This is a genomic window from Sphingomonas bisphenolicum (genome assembly GCF_024349785.1).
In the GTDB taxonomy this organism is placed as follows: Bacteria; Pseudomonadota; Alphaproteobacteria; order Sphingomonadales; family Sphingomonadaceae; genus Sphingobium; species Sphingobium bisphenolicum.
In genome coordinates, this window is the sequence record NZ_AP018818.1 from 161677 (window position 1) to 184777 (window position 23101).

A 23101-nucleotide genomic window follows, 5' to 3' on the forward strand; every position below is an offset into this window, starting at 1 on the left:
GTTCAGGCGGCCTTGGGCAGGCGGATGAGCGCGGCGCACAGGCCCGCCAGCACCACCGGCACCGCGAAAATGCCGAAGATCACCGGCAGCGACACCTTGGCCGCGAGCAGGAAGCCACCGAGCATCGGGCCGATCACCGCGCCGATCCGGCCGACGCCCATGGCCCAGCCGATGCCGGTGCCGCGCGCTTCGGGCGGATACAGGCTGGCGGCGAGCGGATAGCAGCCGTTGAAGCCGCCCTGCACGAAGACGCCGATCAGGAAGGCCGTGCCCAGTGTCGCAACGAGCGGCATGGCGACCGACCCGAAGACCGTGAGTGCGGCGGCAGCGAGCACCATATAGACCAGAATCAGGCGGCGCAGGTCGAAACGCATGGCGACGAGTCCGATCGAGGAGGTGCCGATGAAGGCGCCGATATTGTAGATGGCGCCGGCGTAGATGGCGTCCTTGGCCGGCAGGCCGGCTTCGACCGCCAGCTTGGGAATCCAGCTGATGACGAAATAGAGCGTCATGAAGCTGAAGGTGATGGCCAGCCAGAGCAGGATGGTGCTGGGCGCGCGGCCTTCGCTGAGCAGGCCGCGCACGCCGGCATGACGGGTTTCGCTGGTCTGCTGCGGGGGCAGCGTGTCGAGTTGCGGCTGGCCGATCGAGGCGAGCAGCTTGTTCGCCTTTTGCAGGGCGCCCTTGGGCTGGCGGCTGAGCAGGAAGGCAATGGATTCGGGCAGCAGCAGCCAGACCAGCGGAATGGCGATGGCGCAGAGAGCCGCCGCGCCCAGCAGCATCGCCTGCCAGCCATGGGTGGTGACATGACTGGCCACGACGAAGCCGGTGATGGTCGCGCCGACGGGATAGCCCGCCTGAAGGAAGCCGACCGCGAAGGTGCGATGTTTTTCGGGGGCATATTCGGCGGTGAGCGCGGCCATGCTGGCCAGCACCGTGCCGATGCCGATGCCGACGACGAAGCGGCTGGCGATCAGTTCGGGGATGGAGGTGGCGATGCCCGATGCGAACATCGCGGCGGCCATCATGATGAGCGAGGCAAGGATCAGCTTGCGCCGGCCGAAGCGGTCGGCCAGCGGCGCGATGAGCAGGCCGCCCGCCGCCATGCCGGCAAGGCCGGCGCTGAACACGACGCCCAGGCTTTCGGGGCTGACCTGCCAGTCGCTCGACAGCGCAGGTGCGATATAGGAGAGGATCAGCACATCCATGCCGTCGAGCATGTTGAGGATGAAGCAGGTCGCGACGACGAGGATCTGGCGGGCGGTCCAGACGCTGTCGGACGCTGGGGCCGATGCGTGCGTGGACGGCGTATCCACGGTCACATAGGGCCGGACGGACACGGTGCCGCTGGCGGAATAGCTGGCCATCGAAAAAACGCCTTTCATCCTCTCGCGGGGCGGACCATGCCCCATAGCTCTAACCAACCCGGTGCCGTATCTGGTTCTATTCTGCGGGTCTGGCTACCATGTTGCGATCGTTCCTTTCTTTCCAGCGTTTCAAACGCGCTTTGCCATGCCCTTATGTTATGGCTTTGGCCGAGGAACGCCCAGCAATATGGTGCGGGCGATCTCTTCGAATGTTTCGCCGATGATCGCGCGCGGCGATTCCAGATTGCGGTTGATATAGACCGGCAGCGTCCCCGGATCGTCGAACTCCAGGAAGCGCACGGTTTCGGCATGGGCCTGCATCGCGGTGAAGCTGTCCACCAGCGCCACGCCCATGCCGTTGGCGACGAAGGCGACTGCGGTTTCGGCGAAGCGGATATAGGTCTCTACCTCCAGCGCCTGCCCCGCCCGCGCGAACATGTCGGCGATGATGCGGCCGTGCGGCGTGTCCGGGCGAAAGGATTGCAGCTGTTCGTCGGCGATGTCGGCCACGCTGATCTGCGTCCGGTCGGCCAGTCGATGGCTGGCGGGCACCGCGCAGACCATCCGCCCGGCCCCGATCCGGCTGGACAGGATATTGGGATGGTCGATGGGGAAGACGCTGAGCGCATAATCGCCCCGCTGCAGCGCCAGATAATCGGACGCCTGTTCAACCGACAGGATGTCGAACTGGATGGTGAGGCCGGGATAGTTGGCGGTCAGCCGGGCCAGCATCCTGGGCACCACCGAATGACCGAGCGAAGGGGACGCGCCGACCCGGAAAGTCCGGTCCTCTCCCTTGGCCAGCCGTTTGATGACATGGTTGAGATCCTCGAACCCCTTGTAGACATGTTCGACTTCCTGGAACAGCACGCGCGCTTCATGGGTCGGGACCAGTCGGCCGCGCGTCCGGTCGAACAGCCGGAAATGCAGCTTGTCCTCCATATGGCCGAGCATCCGGCTGAGGCCCGGCTGCGACGTGCCGAGCATTTGCGCTGCGGCGCTGATCGTCTTGGCGATCATGATGGCGCGGAATATTTCGATCTGGCGCAGGGTGAGCATGTCGCCCTGTAGCATCATTTCAGCGCCTTGGCGCGGGCTTGCGCGGACGCTTGAACCAGAAGGACCAGACCGCAAGTGTGCCGAGCAATGCCATGGCGAGGCCCGAAAGGCTCATCACCAGTCGATAGGCGAGACCGCCGACCTTGGCGGCATGGAGCGGATAGAGCATATTGTAGCCCCTTACCGTACCAGGCAGTTGTGCCGCGTCGCGCGCATCGACGAGGGCGCCCGTGTCGGCAGCGAACCAGAGGGTGGTGCGGCCATTGGGCAGCCATTCCGGCGGTCGCTTCATGCGGATGGTGATGAGACCATTATCCTTGCGCGGCAGCGACAGGCTGCGCAACTGGGCATCGGGGAAACGGGCATGGGCGGTGCGGATCATCGCCGCCCAGTCCAGATGCTTGCCCAGTTCCGCCACGCGCGGCGGCGGCGCGGCGAGCGACCGGTCGATCTGCGCGGGTGCGCCCGGACCGAACAGGATCGCCGTCATCGGACGGAATATCAGGATCGCGCCGGTCATCAGAGATAGCAGCAAGAGCGGTGCGACGACGATGCCCAAATCGCGATGGTGACGCACGATGGAGGAACGGCTCATCCGCGCCGGCCACAGACGAAAGGCAAAGGTCTTGCGCGTCCGCCACCACAGCAGCACGCCGGTGACGACGAAGAACAGGCCGCACAGCGCCGCCAGCCCGATCACGGTGTCGCCGACCTCACCCATGAAGAGATGATGGTGCAGGTCGAACAGCCACAATTCGGGCCGCTGCCACTGGCTGTCCCATTGCATCACCAGCGCACCCGCCTGATCGGCATAGGCGCCCTTCCCGCCTTTATAGGCCAGGCGCAACAGGCCGAAATCGTCGGAGGCGTAGGTGATCGATTGCGGCATGGGACCGGTCGTCATCAGATGCTGCGTCGTTGCCGCCAGCGACTCCATGTCGGTCACCCGGACGTCGCCGGCATGGGGCGCAAAGGTCAAACTGTCGCGATGCACCAGAAACAGGCCGGTCAGGCCCAGCACCGCCAGCAGCAGGCCGACGATGCCACCGGTCCAGCGATGCAGGCTGTCGAGCAGTCTCATTAGAAGCGATAGTCCCAGGACAGGGTGACATTGCGCCCGCGTCCGGCGAAATAATGGGCATTGTCGTTGGGACGGACGGTCTGGCTGTAATAGTCGATATAGAAGGTGTCGAAGATATTCTGCGCCGCCAGCGTCAGCGCGCCGAAGCCGGTCTGATAGCGCAGCGACAGGTCGGTCACGTCATAGCCATCGAACCGGTAGAGCGGGTTGTAATTGCCCGGCGCGCGTTCGAACTGGCGGGCCAGGAAGAATTGCGTCTGGATGCGCGCCGACAGCGGGCCGTGCACATAGCTGGCGGCGAGGTTGAGGCGATCGGGCGAGATGTTGGCGCCGTCCAGATCGCGATCGACCCTGTCCACGCCGTCCGTCGCATTGCCGTCGGTGCGGCCGATCAGATGGGCGTAGCCGGTCGATAAAGTGAGGCCCGGCAGCGGCGTCTTGACGCTGAGATTGAGTTCGAGGCCCTGAATTTCCACGCGCTGCCGCTGGATTTCGAACGGCGCGCCGATCGCGGTCTGGACCAGCAACGATCCATTCTTGCTGGTCGACCAGAAATAGGCGGCGCTGGCGTCGAGCGGGCCGCGCTTCACTTCCACGCCGACTTCGCGGTTGTTGGATACGATCGGTTCGATATTCACATAATCGTCGATATCGACCCCGGCCTGACCCACGGCGCGGGCGATGCGACCGACGTCCGGCACGGTATAGCCTTCTGCATAGCTGGCATAGGCGCGGATGCCGGCCCATGGCTCCAGGATCACGCCCCCATTGACCAGCGTATCGCTGAAGCGCGGCGTGCCGCCCGATACCGCAAAGCCGCCATAGCTGGCGAGCGTGGTATAATCGTCGATGCCGATCTTCACATCTTCATGACGGATGCCGGCGGCGATCCGCAGCTTCTTGTCGAACAGCGCAAGGTTAGCCTGCGCGAAGGGCGCGATGCTGCGATAGTCGGTCGGCGGCACCCAACTGCGGCCGGTGGCGATCAGCCTTTGTTCGGTGAGGTCGTAAAGCGCATCGACGCCCACGATCGCGGTCAGCGCCTCGAAACCGGGGATGGTGCGTTCATAGCTGAGCTTGCCGCCATATTTGCGGCTGCGATTCTGCGACTGGTCGAACAGCGCGCCGATCGGCGCCAGCGCGGCGTCCTGGAAGGTCGCGATCGGCGCGATTTCACCGCCATAGGTGTCGCGCGAGCGGTTGAAGAAAATCTGGGCGATCAGATTGCCGCCGGCCAGATCGGTATCGGTCAGGGTCAGTGCCGCGCTTTCGGTGCGGCTGGTGGCCGGCACGCCCGGTGGCGTCCCGCGCACGGAGCTGGTCGGCCGATCGATGCGATAATCGCCGTTGGACGCGATATAATCGCCCTCGCCCTTCAACTGGAACCGGCTCATGGTCAGGTCGAGGCGTGCCGTGTCGCTCAATGCATAGCCGAAGCGGCCGAACAGCGACCAGCTGCGGCTGTCCTGGGTTTCGCCCTGGGTCAGGTCGGTGCCGATACGGTTGCCATGGCCATCATAGAAGACGCCCCGCTTTTCATAAGCCGCCCCGACCATCGCGTCCCAGCGCCCGCCGCGCCAGGCCAGCAGACCAGCGACCTTGCCGCCGACGCCGTCGCCATGGAATCCGGTGTCGGCATTGCCCTGCATCAGCATACGTCCCGACAGGCCATCGCTCTTCGGCGGCGACACCGTCACCTGGTTGACGATGCCGCCGGTGCCGCCAATCCCCTGCAAGGCGTTGGAGCCATAAATCAGCTCGACCCGATCGACGAAGAAGGGGTCGATGGTGAAACCGTCGCGCGCGCCGTCGCGCAGCGGTGCGGTCTGCGGAATGCCGTTGATGGCATAGAGCGGCGATCGGCCACGCAGCGTTTCGCCCGCGCCCGACAATTTCTGCCGTGTGGGGGAGAAGGAGGGCGTCAGCGCCGACACTGCGTCCACGATGGAACCGCCAATGGCGACCTGCTGATTGAGCGTTTCCTGGTCGATCACGTCGATCGTCAGCGGCAGGGCGTTGGCCGGCAGTACCGAGCGCGCGGCCGTCACCACGATCGGATCGCTATCCTCGGCACGCGCGGCGGTGGACGCCATCGCGGCGAGACTGGCGAGGGACCAGGCTGCGCGTGAAAGCGCGGTGCCGTTGAACAGGATTGCGGCGCGGATATTCATAATGTCCCCCAGAGTGACGCGCCGCTCCGCTAGACCAGTGGCGAGGCTGTTGCAAGTCATTAGCATCGCAAGCCGTCTACGCTATACAGTCGATCGTTGAGGGGGGCACGCGGGGACTCAGGGATGTCAGCGGCCTAGAGCCTGATGACCTCAGGTCGCCCCACCTTGCCAACATATACACTCAATGGCGGCGCGTTTGTCTCAGGCCACCAGCGCCTCGACCGTCGGCAGGCGGACCTGGAAGATGCTGCCTTCGCCGGGCGCGCTATGCTTGAGCGAGAGCGCGCCGCCGTGCAGCGCCACCAGTTGGCGAACAAGGGCCAATCCGATGCCAAGGCCGTCCTGCGCATCGCCGGTCGACCGCTTGACCTGCGCGAACAGGTCGAAGATCCGGGCCTGCATGTCCGGCGCAATGCCGATGCCGGTGTCCGCCACCTCTATCTCCGCCCAGCCATCGACCGTCCGAACGGTCAGGCGCACTTCGCCGCCCGGCTGCGTATATTTCGCCGCATTGCTGAGCAGATTGCTGACGATCTGGACGACGCGCGCATAATCGGCGTCCAGTTTAATCGGATCATCGGCGATATCGATGACGAGCCGGTGCTGCGCCGCCTCGATCGTCGGCTGGCAGGTTTCCACGGCGAAGGCGAGGACATCCTGCAGCACGATGCGCTGGATCTTCAGCGAAATCTTGCCCTGGTCGATGCGGGCGATATCGAGGATATCCTCGATCAGGCGGGACAGATGATGGACATGCCGGTCCATCCGGCCGCGAATGTCGCGCGCGGCCTCCGTTCCTTCGCGCTTCTCCAGCAAATGCAATCCGGCCGCCAGCGCCGCGATCGGGTTGCGCAATTCATGTCCCAGGATTGCGAGAAATTCGTTCTTGCGCCGGTCCGCCGCCTGAAGCGCGCCGGCCAGCGTCGCCAGTTCGTCGCGCTGCGCGATGATCTGGCGACGCTGGTCGTGCAGATCGAAGAAGATGGCGGCCTTGGACCGCAATATGTCCGCTTCGATCGGCTTCTGGATGAAGTCCACCGCGCCCGCCTCATAGCCGCGGAAGCGGCGCTGCCGGTCGGCGCTGCCGGCGGTCACGAAGATGATCGGGACATGGCGCGCGCGTTCGTTGCCGCGCATATATTCGGCCAGTTCGAACCCGTCCATGCCGGGCATCTGGACGTCGAGCAAGGCGAGCGCGACATCGTGGACCAGCAGCAGTTCCAGCGCTTCCTCGCCCGAACGGGCCTTCAGACAGATCAGCCCATCGCGCTGGAGCAGCGCTTCGAGCGCCAGCAGATTTTCCTCAAGGTCGTCGACCAGCAGGCAATATAGGGGATGCGTGTCGCTGGTCATGTCGCCGCCAGTGTCAGAAGATAGGAAATGATGTCGTCCAGGGTCATGGCCTGCGCGGATGGACAGACTGCGAGCGCGGCCGCCGGCATGGTCGGCACCTGTGCATCGGCCGGTTCCTGCGCGATCGCGACGCCGCCGACATCGGCCACCGCCGCCAGGCCCGCCGCGCCGTCATGATTGGCGCCGGTCAGGACGATCCCCACAAGCGCGGGACCATAGGCGTCGGCCGCGCTTTGCAGCAGCACGTCGATCGCCGGGCGGCTGTGGTTCACCTGCTCGTCCCACGACAAGGCGAGCGATCGGTCGGCCTCCACCAGCAGATGATAATCGGATGGCGCGAAATAGATCGTTCCCGCCGCGATCGATTCCTTATCTTCCGCTTCCCTGACCTGAAGCGGGCATTTGGATCGGAACAGGCCCACCAGCGCATTGTCGCGGTCGGGCGGCACATGGACGACGATCAGCACCGGCAGCGGGTAGTCGGCAGGCAGCGCCGGTAATATCCGCAGCAACGCTTGCACCGCGCCGGCCGACGCGCCGATCGCGATCGCCTGGATCGGCTGCGCCGTCATGGCTCCCGCCTCTGGTAGATTTTCTCCTCGCGCACGAAATCGGCGAAGGACGGCGCGTGATCGGAAAAGCGCAGGCTCTCCTTCGACCCCAGGCCCAGAAATCCCTTGCGTGCGAGGGAGTCGCGGAACAGGCCGAGCGCCCGATCCTGCAGGTCGCGGTCGAAATAGATAAGGACGTTACGGCACGAAATGAGATGCATTTCGGCGAACACCGCATCGGTCACCAGGCTGTGGTCGGAAAAGACGACCTGCGATCGCAGGCTCTTGTCGAATACGGCGCGGCCATAATCCGCCGTATAATAGTCGGACAGCGAAGACCGTGCGCCCGACTGCTGATGGTTTTTGGTGAACTTGCGGATCTGTTCTAGCGGATAGACGCCGGCTTCCGCGGCCTTGAGCGCGTCGGGGTTGATGTCGGTCGCGTAGAAGAGCGTCCGCTGGTCCAGCCCTTCCTCCCGGAACAGGATCGACAGCGAATAGAGTTCTTCCCCGTTGCTGCAGCCGGCGACCCAGACCTTGAGCGAGGGGTAGGTCCGCAGATGCGGGATCACCTTTTCCCGCAGGGCGCGGAAATAGCCGGGATCGCGGAACATCTCGCTGACCTGCACGGTCAGATAGTTGAGCAGGCGCGGCAGCGTCGCGGGATCGTGGAGCAGATGGTCCTGCATGGCGGAGAAACTGGCAAAGCCCAATTGCCCGCGCGCCTGCACCAGGCGGCGCTTGATCGACGCGCGCGCATAATGACGAAAGTCATAATGATAGCGTTGATACAGCGCCTCCAGCAGCAACTGGATTTCGATATCCTCGACGCCCGCCTGCATGGAGCCTTGCACTAGCGCGGCATCCATACACGCACCAGCGAGAGCAGTTTGTCGACGTCGATCGGCTTTGCCATATAATCGTTGGCGCCCGCTTCCAGGCAGCGCTGCTGGTCGTCCGGCATCGCCTTGGCCGTCAACATCAGGATCGGCAACCCCGCCCAGCGCGGATCGCCGCGCAGCGCGCGCGTGGCGGTGAGTCCGTCCATCACCGGCATCATCACGTCCATGAGGACAAGGTCGATGCTCTTTGCTGGATCGTCCAGCGACGCCGCCAGCGCATCGATCGCCTCCTGCCCGTTGCGCGCGATCTGGACCGCCGCGCCGCGCGGCTCCAGCACGCTGGTCAGCGAGTAGACGTTGCGGACGTCATCCTCGACGATCAGGATGCGGCGCCCTTCCAGCGCGGCATCGCGATTGCGGGCCTTCTGGATCATCTTGCGCTGTTCGGGGGGCAGTTCCGACACGACCTGGTGCAGGAACAGCGACACTTCGTCCAGCAGCCGTTCGGGCGACTTGGCGCCCTTGATGATGATCGAGCTGGAATAGCGGCGCAGGCGCTGCTCGTCGTCAGGCGACAGGTCGTGGCCGGTATAGACGATGACCGGGGGGAAGCCATGATCCCCCTCCTCGCTCAGCGTCTCCAGCAAGGCGAAGCCCGATGTGTCGGGCAAGCTCAGGTCCAGCACCATGCAATCGAACGTCTGCTGGCGCAGTTGTTCGAGACATTCGGCGGCGGTGCCGACGCCGACCGTTTCGACATCGTCGGTCAGCAGCAGCCGCGCCACCGCATCGCGCTGGACCGGGTCATCCTCAACGATGAGGACGCGCCGTACCCGCGTCGCCAGCTTGGCGTGCAGGCTTTCCAGCACTTCGGCGAGCTGTTCGCGCTTCACCGGCTTCACCAGATAGCCGACTGCGCCGAGCGACAGCGCAGCCTGGCTGTGGTCGGACGCCGAGACGACATGGATCGGAATATGGCGCGTCGCCTCGTCATGCTTGAGCCGATCGAGAACGGTCAGCCCCGACTGGTCGGGCAGGCCGAGGTCGAGCACGACGGCGCTGGGCATATAGTCGCGCGCCAGCCTGATCGCCTCTTCCGCGGTGCCGGCGATGATGCACTGGAAACCCATGTCGCGCGACAGGTCGCACACGACCGAGGCGAACACCTCGTCATCCTCGATGATCAGCAGCAGGCGGCGCCCTTCGGCGATCGAGGCGCGGTCGTCCTCCACTATCCATTGGGGCTGGACCGGGACGTGTCTGGGGGGCGCGGGCGTTGCCGGCGCGACCGGCGCAGGTTCGACGCGGGCTGGCGCCGCGACGGGGCGGGACCCGACCGCCGCCGGATCATAGGCCAGCGGCACGATCAGGGTGAAGCGGCTGCCCTCTCCCGGCTTGCTCTCCAGGCTGATGTGGCCGCCGAGCAGGCGGGCGAGCTGGCGCGAGATGGACAGGCCGAGGCCAGTGCCGCCATAGCGCCGGCTGATCGTACTGTCCGCCTGATGGAAGGCTTCGAAGATATGCCCCTGCTGTTCGGTCGACATGCCGATGCCGGTGTCGGTGACGGCGAGCGCGATCCGGTCCCCCTCCGCCGGCGACAGGGTCAGGCGCACGCTGCCTTGTTCGGTAAATTTGAAGGCGTTGGACAGGAGGTTCTTGATGATTTGTTCGATCCGCATCCGGTCGGTTTCGATCGCGCGGGGGCAGTCGGGAGCTACCTCTATTTCGAACGCCAGATTGCGCGTTTCGGCGACGGGCTGGAACAACTGGCGGATATCGCCGACCAGCCGCTGCAGCGGCACCGTTTCGGGCTGGACCTGGATATGCCCGGCCTCGATCTTCGACAGATCGAGAATGTCGTTGATGAGGGTGAGGAGATCATTGCCCGACGATTCGATCGTCCGCGCGAACTTGACCTGATCGTGTGACAGATTGCCTTCGGAATTGTCGCCCAGCAGCTTGGACAGGATCAGCAGCGAATTGAGCGGCGTGCGCAGTTCATGCGACATATTGGCCAGGAAGTCCGATTTATACTGGCTCGCCTGTTCCAGTTCCCGCGCCTTGGACTGCAATGTGCCGGTCGCGCGCTCCAGTTCGTCGCGCTGGTTTTCCAGCGTCTGGGCCTGCTCTTCCAACTGGCTGTTGGTCTGTTCCAGTTCGACCTGCTGCTGTTCCAGACGAACCTGCGATTCCTTGAGCGCGCGGCCCTGCTCCTCCAGCTCCTCGTTGGAAACGCGCAGTTCCTCGCTCTGCGCCTGCAACTCGCCCGACTGGCGCTGGGTTTCCTCCAGCGCATCCTGCAGCCGCGCGCGAAAGCGGGCCGATCGCAGGGCGATGCCGATCGCGGGCGATGCATGGTCGAGAAGGTCGAGGACGGCGGGGCTGACCGGCTGGAAAAATCCCAGTTCCAGCACCGCGTTGACGACCTCGTCCGCCTTGGCCGGGATGATAACCAGATGCCGGGGCCGGTCCCTGCCCATCGCCGATCCGATCGTCAGATAGCCGTCTGGAATATCCTGCAGGACGAGCGGCGCGCCTTCCGCGGCGACCTGACCAAGCAGTCCTTCCTTGATCAGGAAACTGGCGGGCAGGTCCGCGTCTGCCGGTATGCCGAGCGTAGCGGCGCGCTGGAAGCGGCCCCCTTCGCCCTTGAACAAGGCGCCGCCCTGAAAGCCGAGATAGCGGGCCAGGAAGACAAGGATCGCTTCACCCAGTTCCTCGACCGACTTTTCTCCCCCCATCGCCGTCGACAGGCCCAACTGGCCGGCCTGCAACCATTGCTGACGGGCGCGGGCGCGGTTGCTTATCCGCATGAGAATGAAGATGACGAGGGTCAGGCCCGCGCCGATCAGGCTGGTGATAATCCCGGTGGTAATCGCCGTGCGCGACGCCGCCGCCATGTCGTCCATGCGAACTTGGCGCAGCCGCAACTCTTCCTGCGCCATGCCGTTCAACTGCGCCCGGATCGCGTCCATTTCGATCTTGCCACGGTCGGTGGCCACCACGGCCAGCGCGGCGCCAACCCCCTTGGTGCGGCGCAGATCGACCGTTTCGCGCAATTCCGCCACCTTGGCGTCGACATGCCGTTTCAACACGGCAGCATTGGCCTGCTGGGTCGGATTGTCGCGAGTCAGCAGAATGACCGCCTTCATGCGTTCGGCGAGATTCTGCACCGCGCTGTCATAGGGTTCCAGATAGGCCTGGGTGCCGGTGAGCAGATAGCCACGCTGCCCGGTTTCGGCATCCTGCGCCGTCGAGAGCAGATCGTCGAGCGCGATCAGCACGCTGTGGGTGTGGCGGATCGCTTCGTCGCTTTCGCGCAGGCTCTGGATATTGCGATAGGCGATCGTGCCGCTGACGAGGAAAAAGGCCAGGCCGACCGCCAACCCCAATGCGGCCCAGATCGACGCGCGCGACAGCGGGCTGCCCGCAAAAGCTGTTTTTCCGATTGCCATGGACGTTCGCGTAAAGGGGTCTCAGCCATCCGCCAAGCAATTGTTTTGCCGGATAAGCCGGGATTGCGCCTGCGCGCCCCGCAAAGCTGATCTGCATCAACATCGGCTGGCGACGGCCGCGCAATGCCCCCTGGAGATCCATGCCATGTCGGTCCTGGGTCGCCTTTCGCCGAGGATATTGTTAGAAGGCGCATGTGATTGTCGGAGCGGATATGACCCATGGCTCATCGTCGGCGGACCCGGATGCGTCGGGTGCCCAGTCCTTCCTGATCGAAGCGAGCGAGCGGCTGGCTGCCGCCCGGTCGATGGCGGAAGTCGTCGATGTCTTGCGCCGGACGGCGCGGTCCGCGATCGGTGCGGAAGGAATCGCCATCATCCTCAAGGATGGAGACCTGTGCCATTATGTCGCAGAGGATGCGATCGGCCCCTTGTGGAGCGGCAAGCGCTTCCCGGCCGATAGCTGCGTGTCGGGTTGGGCGATGCGCCATGCCCGGACCGTCGCCATCGCCGACATAGAGAGGGACGATCGGGTGCCGCAGGACGCCTATCGCCCGACCTTCGTCCGCAGTCTGGTGATGGCGCCGATCGGCAGGCCTGCGCCGGTGGCGGCCCTGGGCGCCTATTGGTCGCAGGCAGGCGAGCATGACCAGGCGACCATCGCCCGGCTGGAAAGCCTGGCGCACCTGTCGGGCATCGCGATCGAAAACGCGCGTCTGATTCATGAGATGGAAGAAAGCGAACGCCATCGCGAGCTGATCCTGGCAGCCGGTCGCATGGGTAGCTGGACATTCGACACCGCCACCGGCGTGCTGGACGCATCGGGACTATGTCGCCGTAATTTCGGCCGCGATCCGGCGCTGCCCTTCAGCTATGCCGATCTTCAGGCGGCCATTCACCCGGAAGACCGGGATTGGGTCAATACCGCAATCCGCGACAGTTTGACGAGCGGGCGCGACTATGACGTCGAATATCGGGTGATGACGCCCGATGGCGAGGTTCGCTGGATCGCAGTAAGGGCTCAGCCGACCCGGCTGGCGGACGGCACTGCCACCGGGCTGGCCGGCATATCGATCGACGTCACCGATCGAAGGCGAATGGAGGATGCGCTGCGGACGTCCGCAGCGACGCTGGAGCATCTGGTCGAGGAGCGGACACGCGCACTGGTGCGGACGCAGGATGCGTTGCGGCAGTCCCAGAAACTCGAGGCGATGGGCCAGTTGACCGGCGGCGTCGCACACGACTTCAATAATCTTCTGACCCCGATTATCGGCAGCCTGGACTTGCTGCACCGACGGCAAGTGGGCGGCGAACGGGAACAGCGGCTGATCAGCGGCGCTTTGGATTCGGCCGACCGGGCGCGGACGCTGGTCCAGCGGCTGCTGGCCTTCGCCCGCCGGCAACCGCTCAAGCCCGAGCCGGTCGACCTGTCGACGCTTATCCTCGGCATGGCCGAACTGATCGGCACGACGCTGGGCCCGCAGGTGCAGGTGCGGCTTGACCTGGCGGCGGACCTGCCCTTCGCCCAGGCCGACGCGCATCAGGTCGAGATGGCGCTGCTCAATCTCGCGGTCAATTCCCGCGACGCGATGCCGGCCGGGGGCGAATTCACCCTGTCGGCGCGCTGCGTCGAACAGACAGAAACGCCGGCCGAAGGCGTGACGCCGGGACGCTATGCCGTGGTGTGCGTAACCGATACCGGCACTGGCATGGATGCGGAAACCCGGCGGCGGGCGATCGAGCCTTTCTTTTCCACCAAGGGTGCGGGCCAGGGCACTGGCCTTGGCCTGTCCATGGCCCATGGCCTGGCGCTGCAACTGGGCGGCGCGCTGACGATCGACAGCGCGCCGGGACAGGGCGCGTCCATCGCCCTGTGGCTGCCGGTGAGCGAACAGAGTCCCGTCGCCACCCTTGGCGCACCCGCCCGGCAGGGCGGCTTCAGCGGCACCGTCCTGCTGGTCGACGATGAAGATGTGGTGCGGGCCAGCACTGCGGACATGCTCGCCGACCTCGGCTTCGACGTGCTGGAGGCGCGCTCCGGGGGCGAAGCGGTCGAGCATCTGCGACAGGCCGATCACATCGACCTTGTCGTGACCGACCATATCATGCCGCACATGACCGGCGTCGAACTGGCGCAGGAAATCGCGCTTATCAACCCCACCTTGCCGGTGCTGATCGTATCGGGTTATTCCGACGCTGTCGGGCTGGCCGCAGGCCTGCCCCGGCTGGGCAAGCCGTTCCGGCAGGCCGACCTGGCCGCCGCACTGGCGAGCATCCGGCACCATCCGCTGTTCGCACCGCTCAGCATAGCGACGGAGACTCGTGCGGACTGACCCGTCAGATCAGTCCGCGGTCCAGCCCCCATCCACCACCAGGCTGGTGCCGGTCATCAGCGCCGCCGCATCCGAGGCGAGAAACACCACCACGCCCATCAGATCCTCCACTGTGCCCAGTCGGCCGAGCTTGATCTTGTCCAGCACGCTGGCGAGGAATGCCTTGTCCTCGAAAAAGGGTTTGGTCATCGGCGTTTCGATGAAGGTCGGGGCGATGGTGTTGGATCGGATGCCATGGGGCGCCAAATCGAGGGCCATCGCCTTGCTCAATCCCTCCAGCCCCCATTTGGATGCGCAATAAAGCGAACGGCGCGGACCGCCGACATGGCCCATCTGCGAGCCCATATGGATGAGCGACCCGCGCACCCCCGCATCGATCATCCGCCGCGCCGCGCTCTGGGCGACGAAGAAGGCAGCGCGCAGGTTGAGGCCCAGCACGGCGTCATAATCCTCTTCCGACACGTCGGTAAAAGGCTTGGGCCGGTTGGTGCCGGCATTGTTGAGCAGTATGTCGAACGGCGCGATGCCGTCGAGCGCCTGCGCCGTGCCAGTCACGTCGTGGACGTCGAGTAGCAGTGCGTCGGCCTGGCCGCCCGCCGTGCGGATCGCCTGCGCGCCTGCCTCGACCTCGCCATGGCTGCGGGCGGCGAGGGTGACATGCGCGCCCGCCTGCCCCAGCGCCGCCGCGCAGGCGAGGCCGATGCCCCGCCCTGCCCCGGTCACCAGCGCCCGCTTGCCGTCCAGCCGGAAACTCGGCGTCGTCGGTAGTGTGTCCATGCTCAGGCGGCCGTCGCCGGGGTCGGTTCCGCCATGCCGGCATAGGGCACGTTGCGTCCGCCGTAACGGCGCACGCGGATATTCGCCTGTTCGCCATGGCCGGCGAAGCCCTCCAGCCCGCACAGGCGGCTGCAATATTCGCCGACCAGTGCAGATGCCGCATCGGTCAGCACTTTCTGATAGGTGCAGGTCTTGATGAACTTGCCGACCCACAGCCCGCCGGTATAGCGGGCCGACTTCCTGGTCGGCAGCGTATGATTGGTGCCGATCACCTTGTCGCCAAAGCTGACATTGGTACGCGCGCCCAGGAAAAGGGCGCCGTAATTGGTCATGTTCTGCAGGAAATAATCGGGGTCTGCGGTCATTACCTGAACATGCTCCGAAGCGATCGCATCCGCAATCCGAACCATTTCGGCATCATCTTCCGCCACGATCACTTCGCCATAGGTTTCCCACGCCTTGCTCGCATAATCGGCGGTCGGCAGGATCATCAGCAGGCGTTCGATTTCCCGCATCGCCTCGCGCGCCAGCTTTTCCGATGTGGTGAGCAGCACCGCCGGGCTGTCCGGCCCATGTTCCGCCTGCCCCAGCAGATCGGTCGCGGCCAGTTCCGCGTCGCAGCCAATCTCGTCGGCGATCACCAGCGTCTCGGTCGGGCCGGCGAACAGGTCGATGCCGACCCGGCCGAACAACTGGCGCTTGGCTTCTGCGACAAAGGCGTTGCCCGGTCCGACCAATATGTCGATCGGATCGATGCTCTGCGTCCCCAGCGCCATGGCGCCGATCGCCTGGATGCCGCCCAGCGCATAGATGGCGTCGGCTCCGGCCATGGCCTGCGCCGCCACGATGGCCCGCGCAGGCTGCCCCTGGAAGGGCGGCGCGCAGGTGATGACCCGCGGAACACCCGCCACCTTGGCGGTGATGACCGACATGTGCGCGGACGCGAGCAACGGATATTTGCCGCCGGGCACATAGCAGCCTGCGGCGTTCACCGGCAGATTCCTGTGTCCCAGAATCACGCCCGGCAGCGTTTCCACCTCGACATCGTGCATCGATGCGCGCTGAATCTGGGCGAAATTGCGCACCTGCGTCTGCGCGAATTCGATATCCTTGCGCTCCTGCGGCGTCAGGCTGTCGACGCAGGCGTCGATTTCCGCCTGGCTGAGCCGATAATCGTCGCGGTCCCAGCCGTCGAACTTGATCGACATCTCCCGCACGGCGGCGTCGCCGCGCATTTCGATGTCGGCCAGCGCCGCCTCGACGATGTCGCGCACCTTGCGGTCCGCATCCGCTTTCGCTTCGGCGGTTGCGCCACGCTTCAGATATTGAGCCATATTGCTGATCCTCGTTTAAAAGCCATTCACCGCCGTCTCGACATGATCCACGTCCGGCGGTGTGACGAAAAATGGGCCGACCAGCGCGCGCCACGCCTGATAACCGGGCGAATTGCGGAAGCCGTCGACATGCGCGGCGACGGTGTCCCAGCCCACGACCAGTCGATAATGACCCGGCCGATCCACCGACCGGTCGAGCCGAAAACTGCGGCACCCGTCCGCTGCGCGAAAATGCGGGGTCGCCAGCGCGACCGCGGTCTCGAAGCGCTCCGCATCCGCCGGATCAATCTCGATCCGCGCCACTTCCCTGATCATGCCGGTCTCTCCCCGAATCGCGATATTGATTGCATACTTATGCATTACGATTCTTGCAACGTTCTTCGCGGAAAAAATGCTGAATCATAGGTAACGGTCGAAATATACTTGCAATCATATTCAATAAACAAGATCGGCGGTTGCTCATTCGTGCAACTCTTGCGAAGAAGGGCCGTGACCATCAGCGACCGCTCCTTCATCACCGCCCATGACGTCGCCCGCGCGGCCGGGGTGTCCCAGTCCGCGGTGTCGCGCGCCTTTACGCCCGGCGCCAGCGTGGCCCCCGACACGCGCGCGCGCATCATGGACGCCGCAACGCGGCTCGGCTATCGCCCCAACCTGCTCGCGCGCTCGCTGATCAGCGGCCGCTCCAACATCGTGGGCGTGGGCGTCGGTGATCTGTCCAACCCCTTCTTCGTGGAGACGTTGCAGCTATTGTCGCGAACGCTCGATGAGGCCGGGCTTAGGCTGCTGCTCTTCCCGGCCGAGGCCCAAGGCGGCGGCGAGCCGTCCATCAACGAAATCCTGCATTATCGCCTCGATGCACTGGTGCTGCTGTCCGTCGGCCTGTCGTCTGGCCTGGCGGAAGAATGTCGCAAGGCGCAAGTGCCCGTGGTCCTCTACAATCGCACGACGCAGGACCATGCCGCCTCCAGCGTGATCGGCGACAATGGCATCGGCGCACGCACCATTGCGGCCCATTTGCTGGCGGGCGACCACCGCCGCATGGCCTTCATCGCCGGCGCGGATGGTTCATCCACCAACATGCAACGCGAAAAGGCCTTTTTCGGCTATCTTGCCGAACAGGGCGCAACTGCGCCCCTTCGCGCAGCCGGCGACTATCGGACCGAGGTCGCCACCGCTGCAACGCGGCAATTGCTGGCCGGCCAGGATCGGCCCGACGCCATCTTCTGCGCCAATGACAATATGGCGATCGCCGCGATCAATGTCGCGCGGCATGAATTTGGGCTGGATGTCGGCAGGGAAATCTCGATCGTAGGCTATGACGATGTGGCGATGGCCGCATGGCCGGCTTTTTCCCTCACCAGCTATGCCCAGCCTGCGCAGCGCATGGTCGACGAAGTGTTGCGGCTGATCCTGGCCCTCCGCGACGATCCCGATCGGCATGAGGATGTGGTGGTCGATGGTGGACTGGTGGTCCGCGGCAGCAGCCGGACGATCCGTCCGCGATGACCGCGATCATCGAGGGATAGAGGCCCGCTGCCTGCCCGTTGCGATCGCCGCCCGATTCAGTCCAATATGCCCGGCAGGTCGAGGCCCTTTTCGCGCGCGCATCTCAGGGCGATGTCATAGCCCGCGTCGGCATGGCGCATGACGCCCGTCGCCGGGTCGTTCCAAAGCACCCGCTCCAGCCGCCGCGCCGCCGCTTCGCTGCCGTCCGCGACGATCACCATGCCGCTATGTTGCGAATAGCCCATGCCGACCCCGCCGCCATGATGCAGGGACACCCATGTCGCGCCGCTGGCGGTGTTGAGCAGCGCATTGAGCAACGGCCAGTCGGATACCGCATCCGATCCGTCGCGCATGGCTTCCGTCTCGCGATTGGGGCTGGCGACCGATCCGCTATCCAGATGATCCCGGCCGATCACCACCGGGGCCTTCAGTTCGCCTGTCGCCACCATCTCGTTGAAGGCCAGTCCCAGCCGGTGGCGGTCGCCAAGGCCCACCCAACAGATGCGCGCCGGCAGGCCCTGGAACCGGATTTTCTCCCGCGCCATGTCGAGCCAGCGGTGGAGTGGCGCGTTGTCGGGCAGCAGTTCCTTCACCTTGGCGTCGGTGCGATAAATATCTTCGGGGTCGCCCGACAGCGCCGCCCAGCGGAACGGGCCGATTCCGCGGCAGAAGAGCGGGCGAATATAGGCGGGGACGAAGCCGGGAAAGTCGAAGGCGTTCGCTACGCCCTCATCCTTCGCCACCTGCCGGATGTTGTTGCCATAATCGACGGTCGGTACGCCTGCCGCCTGGAAATCGAGCATCGCCTGGACGTGGATGGCCATCGACGCCTTGGCTGCCGCCGCGACGGTTTCAGGCGCGCGTTCGCGCTGTTCGATCCATTGCGCGACTGTCCAGCCGGAGGGCAGATAGCCGTTGACCGGATCATGGGCCGACGTCTGGTCGGTCAGCAGATCGGGCCGGATGCCGCGGCGGTAGATTTCGGGCAGGAGGTCGGCGGCATTGCCGAGCAGGCCGACCGAAACGGGCGTGTTTGCGGCATTGGCTTGCTCGATGATCGCCATCGCCTCGTCGATCGTGTCCGCCGCACGATCGAGATAGCCGGTGCGCAGGCGCATCTCGATCCGGCTGGGCTGGCATTCGATCGCCAGGCAGGAGGCCCCCGCCATCACCGCGGCAAGGGGCTGTGCCCCGCCCATGCCGCCCAGGCCCGCCGTCAGCAGCCAGCGGCCCGACAGATCGCCGCCATAATGCTGGCGGCCCATCTCGACGAAGGTTTCATAGGTGCCCTGCACGATGCCCTGGGTGCCGATATAGATCCAGCTACCCGCCGTCATCTGGCCGTACATGGCCAGCCCCTTGCGATCCAGTTCGGCGAAATGCTCCCAATTCGCCCATTTTGGCACCAGATTGCTGTTGGCGATCAGCACACGGGGGGCATCGGCGTGCGTGCGAAAGACGCCGACCGGCTTGCCCGATTGCACCAGCAGGGTCTGGTCGTCGTCAAGTCCGCGCAGCGCTTCCACGATCTTGTCGTAACTCTCCCAGTCGCGCGCGGCACGGCCGATGCCGCCATAGACGACCAGTTCCTCCGGCCGTTCGGCGACGTCGGGGTGCAGGTTGTTCATCAACATGCGCAGCGGCGCTTCGGTCAGCCAGCTTTTGGCGGACAATGCGGTGCCGGTGGCGGGGTGGATGATGCGGCTGTTGTCGAGGCGGGTCATGGCGATACTCCTTCAGGCGCGGGCAAAGGCGATGCACGCCGCGATGATGGTTTTGAGGTCGGCGATCAGCGGGGTCGCAGGATCGAAAGGCGGTGGCCAGTTGCCGGGCGATGGCCGCGCCGGCTCGACCAGATAGCCGCCCATGGCGAGTTCCATCTGGATCGCATGATAGCCTTCCGCCGGTCGGCCATAGTGACGCGTCGTCCAGCCACCCCGGAAGCGCCCGTTGAGGACATGGTTGCGCCCGATCGCCCCGACCGTGCCGACCACGGCCTCCTCCAGAACGGGATCGCAGGTCGTGCCGCCATCCGTGCCGATATTATATTGCGGCAGTTGGCCGTCGAACAATCGGGGTACATGGCTGCGGATCGAATGGGCGTCGTACAGCACGACCTTCCCATGCAGAGCGTGAAGCCGATCGAGTTCCGCCGACAAGGCCGCATGATAGGGGTTGAAATAGGCGGTGCGCCGATGCGCAATCTCCATCTCGTCCGGCTCCTGGTCCACATGATAGAGCGGTTCGCCGTCGAATGTTTCGGTCGGGCACAGCCCTGTCGTCGTCTGTCCTGGATAGAGCGACTGGCCGGACGGATCGCGGTTGCAGTCGATCACGCTGCGCGACAGGCGGGTCCGCACCATAGTCGCCCCCATGTCGGCGGCGAAGGCGTAGAGCCGGTCGATCCACCAGTCGGCATCCTTGCGCGCCAGCCAGGGCGACACGAAACGATTCTCCAGCTCCGCCGGAATATCGGTCCCCGTATGCGGCAGGCCGATCACCAGCGGCGCATCGCCGGATATGATGTCGATCCAGTCGGTCATGACAGGCCCGGCAAGTCTATGCCCGCCGCTACGATCAAGGCGCCCGATCGAATGATGGCGTTGGCCGCCTCCATATCCGGGTGGAAATGGCGATCATCCTCCAGCATCGGAACGTCGCGGCGCAGGCGGGCACGGGCGCGCTCCAGCGCGGGACTGGACGCCAGCGGCGCATGGAAATCGCACCCCTGCACGGCCGCCAGCAATTCGATACCGATGACGGCGCCCGCATTGCGCGTCATGTCCAGCAAGCGTCGGCTGCCATGTGCGGCCATCGACACATGGTCTTCCTGATTGGCGGAGGTTGGCAGGGAATCGACGCTGGCCGGGGTCGCGCGCTGCTTGTTTTCGGACACCAGGGCCGCGGCGGTCACTTGCGGAATCATGAAACCGGAATTGAGTCCCGGCCGCGGCGTCAGGAAAGCGGGCAGACCGGACAGGGCCGGATCGACCAGCATCGCGATGCGCCGTTCGGTGATCGACCCGATTTCGCAAATGGCGAGCGCGAGCATGTCAGCGGCGAAGGCGACCGGTTCGGCATGGAAATTGCCGCCGGAGAGTGCCTCGTCCGTGTCGGGGAAGATCAACGGATTGTCGGATACGCCATTGGCCTCGATCGCCAATGTCGTCGCAGCCTGGCGCATCAGGTCCAGCACCGCCCCCATCACCTGCGGCTGGCAGCGCAGGCAATAGGGGTCCTGCACCCGCGCATCATTTTCCAGATGGCTCGCGCGGATCGCCGATCCCGCCGTCAGTTCCCGCAGCGCCCTGGCGGTTTCGATCTGGCCCGGCTGGCGGCGCAATGCATGAATGCGCGGATCGAAAGGCGTGTCCGATCCCTTCGCCGCTTCGGTCGCGAGTGCGCCGGTGATCAGCGCGGACTGGAACAGATTTTCCGTTTCGAACAGGCCCGCAAGGGCGTTGGCGGTCGAAAACTGAGTGCCGTTGAGCAGCGCTAGCCCCTCCTTCGGGCCAAGCGCCAGGGGAGACAGGCCGGCCCGCTCCAGCGCGGCGCCAGCGGACAGGCGCTGGCCATTCACATCGATTTCGCCGACGCCGATCATCGCCGCGGCCATATGCGCCAGCGGCGCAAGATCGCCGCTCGCGCCCACCGACCCCTGCGACGGCACGACCGGCGTCAGGCCGTGCTGCAACAGGGCTTCGAGCATCGCCACCGTTTCCGGCTTCACGCCCGACGCGCCCTGAGCGAGGCTGACGAGCTTGAGCGCCATCATCAGTCGTATGATCGGGACCGGCGAGGGCTCTCCCGTGCCAGCCGCATGGCTGAGAACGATATTGCGCTGGAGCGTCGCCAGATCCCCGTCGCCAATCCGGACGCTCGCCAGCTTGCCGAAGCCGGTGTTGATGCCATAGACCGGCTGATGTCGCGCCAGGATGCGCTCGACCGCCAGCGCGCTCGCCGCGATCGCCGGCGCGCTGGCAGCATCGATATAGGGCATCGCGCCCCGGTAGATGGCGCGCCACTGGCTCAGGCTGGTTTCGCCGGGGGTAAGAATGATCTGGCTCATAGGCCCTTCCAGATGCGGGCATGGAGCGGGTTATGCCCCATGCGATAAACGAGTTCGGCCGGACGTTCGATGTCCCAGATGGCAAGGTCGCAGCTCTTGCCCGCCTCGATCGTGCCGGTTTCGTCGCTCGATCCCAGCGCGCGGGCCGCGTGGCGCGTGACACCCAGCAGGCATTCCTCGACGGTCAGGCGGAACAGGGTCGCGCCCATGTTCATGACGAGAAGAATCGACGTCAGCGGCGACGTGCCGGGGTTGCAATCGGTCGCGAGCGCGATCGGCACGCCGGCGGCGCGCAGTCCCTCGATCGGCGGCAACCGGGTTTCGCGCGTGAAATAATAGGCGCCCGGCAACAAGGTCGCGACCGTTCCGGCCCGCGCCATGGCGGCGATCCCTTCCGTGTCGAGATGTTCGAGATGATCGGCCGACAGCGCGCCCGCTTCGGCCGCCAGCCTGGCGCCGTTAAGGTTGGAAAGCTGTTCGGCGTGCAGCTTGACCGGCAGCCCCAGCGCGCGCGCGGCGCCGAATACGCGGCCGGTCTGATCGGCCGAAAAGCCGATCCCTTCGCAAAAGGCATCGACCGCGTCGACCAGGCCCAGACCGGCGGCCGCGGGCAGCATGTCCTCGCAGACCAGGTCTATGTAGCCGTCGGAATCGCCTGCATATTCGGGTGGGACGGCATGCGCGCCCAGGAAGGTCGTGTGAATGGTGACGGGCCGTTCCTTGCCCAACGCGCGGGCGGCGCGCAGCATCTTGATCTCGTCGTCGCACGTCAGGCCGTAGCCGGACTTGATCTCGACCGTGGTCACCCCTTCGGCGATCAGCGCATCCAGCCGCCGCATGGCGCTTCCGACCAGTTGCGCTTCGCTGGCCGCTCGCGTCGCGCGCATCGTCGACAAAATGCCACCGCCCGCCCGTGCAATCGCCTCATAGGAGGCGCCGGCCAGCCGCAGTTCGAATTCCTGTGCGCGATTCCCGGCATGGACCAGATGGGTGTGGCAGTCGATCAGGCCGGGCGTTATCCAGCGCCCGTTGCAGCCGATCACCTCGTCCGCTTCAAAGGTAGGCGCGTCGGCGGCGGAGCCGACATGGATGATGCGCCCGTCGACAGCGGCGATGACGCCATCGTCGATGACGCCCAGGCCTTCGCCCGCCATCGTCGCCAACCGCGCATCCCTCCAAAGTCGATCGCATTGCATGTCGAAT

At 65.2% G+C, this 23101-nt stretch carries 17 protein-coding genes; 2 read left to right on the top strand and 15 right to left on the bottom strand.

Going from position 1 to position 23101, the window contains the following annotated elements:
- Nucleotides 1–2: 2 nt before the first annotated feature.
- The 8 genes from SBA_RS19245 to SBA_RS19280 form a co-directional block, all read right to left on the bottom strand.
- Nucleotides 3–1367 (bottom strand): MFS transporter, encoded by a 1365-nt coding sequence (locus SBA_RS19245; RefSeq protein ID WP_261937262.1) that lies wholly within the window; start codon nucleotides 1365–1367, stop codon nucleotides 3–5.
- A 156-nt stretch (nucleotides 1368–1523) separates the two neighbouring features.
- Nucleotides 1524–2444, bottom strand: a complete 921-nt coding sequence (locus tag SBA_RS19250; protein ID WP_224546791.1) for a LysR substrate-binding domain-containing protein — start codon at nucleotides 2442–2444, stop codon at nucleotides 1524–1526.
- A gap of 1 nt (nucleotide 2445) precedes the next feature.
- Entirely contained in the window at nucleotides 2446–3507 is a 1062-nt protein-coding gene (locus SBA_RS19255; protein WP_261937263.1) for a PepSY-associated TM helix domain-containing protein, read from the bottom strand.
- Nucleotides 3507–5678 (bottom strand): TonB-dependent receptor, encoded by a 2172-nt coding sequence (locus SBA_RS19260; RefSeq protein WP_390902489.1) that lies wholly within the window; start codon nucleotides 5676–5678, stop codon nucleotides 3507–3509. The genes SBA_RS19255 and SBA_RS19260 overlap by 1 nt, the downstream gene beginning before the upstream one ends.
- Before the next feature lie 201 nt (nucleotides 5679–5879).
- Entirely contained in the window at nucleotides 5880–7031 is a 1152-nt protein-coding gene (locus tag SBA_RS19265) for a hybrid sensor histidine kinase/response regulator (protein ID WP_224546795.1), read from the bottom strand.
- Nucleotides 7028–7603 carry a chemotaxis protein CheB gene (locus SBA_RS19270; protein WP_261937264.1) on the bottom strand — a complete coding sequence of 192 codons (576 nt, stop codon included), beginning with the start codon at nucleotides 7601–7603 and terminating at the stop codon, nucleotides 7028–7030. The genes SBA_RS19265 and SBA_RS19270 overlap by 4 nt, the downstream gene beginning before the upstream one ends.
- Entirely contained in the window at nucleotides 7600–8451 is an 852-nt protein-coding gene (locus tag SBA_RS19275) for a CheR family methyltransferase (protein ID WP_261937265.1), read from the bottom strand. The genes SBA_RS19270 and SBA_RS19275 overlap by 4 nt, the downstream gene beginning before the upstream one ends.
- Nucleotides 8436–11879 (bottom strand): response regulator, encoded by a 3444-nt coding sequence (locus SBA_RS19280; RefSeq protein ID WP_261937266.1) that lies wholly within the window; start codon nucleotides 11877–11879, stop codon nucleotides 8436–8438. Before SBA_RS19280 ends, SBA_RS19275 begins: the two co-directional genes overlap by 16 nt.
- A 212-nt stretch (nucleotides 11880–12091) precedes the next feature.
- Between SBA_RS19280 and SBA_RS19285 the strand changes: the two genes are divergently transcribed.
- Nucleotides 12092–14209, top strand: coding sequence for a hybrid sensor histidine kinase/response regulator (locus tag SBA_RS19285; protein WP_261937267.1), 2118 nt, complete (start codon nucleotides 12092–12094; stop codon nucleotides 14207–14209).
- A gap of 9 nt (nucleotides 14210–14218) precedes the next feature.
- On the opposite strand, the gene SBA_RS19290 is transcribed toward SBA_RS19285, so the two are convergent.
- Genes SBA_RS19290 through SBA_RS19300 form a run of 3 tightly spaced genes read right to left on the bottom strand, consistent with a single transcriptional unit; the run spans nucleotide 14219 to nucleotide 16635 of the window.
- The gene (locus SBA_RS19290) at nucleotides 14219–14986 is read right to left on the bottom strand and encodes an SDR family NAD(P)-dependent oxidoreductase (RefSeq protein WP_261937268.1); all 768 of its coding nucleotides are present in this window, start codon (nucleotides 14984–14986) and stop codon (nucleotides 14219–14221) included.
- 2 nt (nucleotides 14987–14988) lie between these two features.
- Nucleotides 14989–16320 (bottom strand): histidinol dehydrogenase, encoded by a 1332-nt coding sequence (hisD, locus tag SBA_RS19295; RefSeq protein WP_261937269.1) that lies wholly within the window; start codon nucleotides 16318–16320, stop codon nucleotides 14989–14991.
- A 15-nt stretch (nucleotides 16321–16335) separates the two neighbouring features.
- Nucleotides 16336–16635, bottom strand: coding sequence for a putative quinol monooxygenase (locus tag SBA_RS19300; protein WP_224546802.1), 300 nt, complete (start codon nucleotides 16633–16635; stop codon nucleotides 16336–16338).
- 174 nt (nucleotides 16636–16809) lie between these two features.
- Between SBA_RS19300 and SBA_RS19305 the strand changes: the two genes are divergently transcribed.
- The gene (locus SBA_RS19305; RefSeq protein WP_224546803.1) at nucleotides 16810–17829 is read left to right on the top strand and encodes a LacI family DNA-binding transcriptional regulator; all 1020 of its coding nucleotides are present in this window, start codon (nucleotides 16810–16812) and stop codon (nucleotides 17827–17829) included.
- A gap of 56 nt (nucleotides 17830–17885) precedes the next feature.
- On the opposite strand, the gene hutU is transcribed toward SBA_RS19305, so the two are convergent.
- Genes hutU through hutI form a run of 4 tightly spaced genes read right to left on the bottom strand, consistent with a single transcriptional unit; the run spans nucleotide 17886 to nucleotide 23094 of the window.
- The gene (gene hutU, locus SBA_RS19310) at nucleotides 17886–19553 is read right to left on the bottom strand and encodes a urocanate hydratase (RefSeq protein ID WP_261937270.1); all 1668 of its coding nucleotides are present in this window, start codon (nucleotides 19551–19553) and stop codon (nucleotides 17886–17888) included.
- 12 nt (nucleotides 19554–19565) lie between these two features.
- Nucleotides 19566–20372 carry an N-formylglutamate deformylase gene (hutG, locus tag SBA_RS19315; RefSeq protein WP_224546805.1) on the bottom strand — a complete coding sequence of 269 codons (807 nt, stop codon included), beginning with the start codon at nucleotides 20370–20372 and terminating at the stop codon, nucleotides 19566–19568.
- Nucleotides 20369–21898, bottom strand: a complete 1530-nt coding sequence (gene hutH / locus SBA_RS19320) for a histidine ammonia-lyase (protein ID WP_261937271.1) — start codon at nucleotides 21896–21898, stop codon at nucleotides 20369–20371. Before hutH ends, hutG begins: the two co-directional genes overlap by 4 nt.
- On the bottom strand, nucleotides 21895–23094 hold the full coding sequence (gene hutI, locus SBA_RS19325) for an imidazolonepropionase (protein WP_261937272.1): 1200 nt from the start codon (nucleotides 23092–23094) through the stop codon (nucleotides 21895–21897). Before hutI ends, hutH begins: the two co-directional genes overlap by 4 nt.
- Nucleotides 23095–23101 lie beyond the last annotated feature (7 nt).